Below are 614 nucleotides of genomic sequence, written 5' to 3'. Positions count from 1 at the left end.
CCTGGATGACCTCGCGTCTACCGGATGGAGCCCTCGGCCCTTGCCTCGAGGTCCAAGTGCCCCCCGGATACGTCTGGCTGATCTACAGAACGCCCTCGCGATGGTCAGTCCGGCCCTTGCTGGACGCGGCGGACATTCCCGGCCCCGATCCTTCCCGTGGCGACTTCGCATGGGCGTACGCCGTGATCAGCGCGGCCCATCGGTCGCGTCTGCCGGTATGGCAGGACTACGTAGCTGCGGCTGAGGCTATCGCCGGAAAGAGGAACTACCGATGATCGAGCCAGGAGACCTGCTCTTGCGCTGGGTCAGCGAGCAGGGCGCGGGCGCGCTGTCTGACGTCAAGCAGGGAGCATGGTGGCTCGCCGGTGCCCGCTGCCCGGAAGTCGAGCCCGGCGCTCCGGGCCGGTGGCTCCGCGATGCCGTTTCTCTCGCGCTCCTGGATATCGACTGGCGCAACAGGCGCTGGTGTGCCGCACCTCCCGTGCTGACCCAACTCCCGCAGGCCCGGGGACTGGCCGTGCTGACTGGCAGCAGGACGGCAGCATTTGAACGACGGCTCGAACAGACCATGAAGGACAGCCCGGTTGAACTGTTCCGGGTGCCCAGTGTGCGGC

The 614-nt window shown here is 67.6% G+C and carries 1 protein-coding gene; it reads left to right on the top strand.

Going from position 1 to position 614, the window contains the following annotated elements; translation table 11 throughout:
• Positions 1-271: 271 nt before the first annotated feature.
• On the top strand, positions 272-614 hold a 343-nt coding region (locus LPA54_RS35075), incomplete at its 3' end, for a hypothetical protein (protein ID WP_228984648.1).

It is taken from the genome of Streptomyces sp. DH12, assembly GCF_020873895.1.
Lineage (GTDB): Bacteria > Actinomycetota > Actinomycetes > Streptomycetales > Streptomycetaceae > Streptomyces.
Note: the sequence above shows the minus strand (reverse complement) of the source record. Positions and strands in the feature narration are given on the sequence as shown.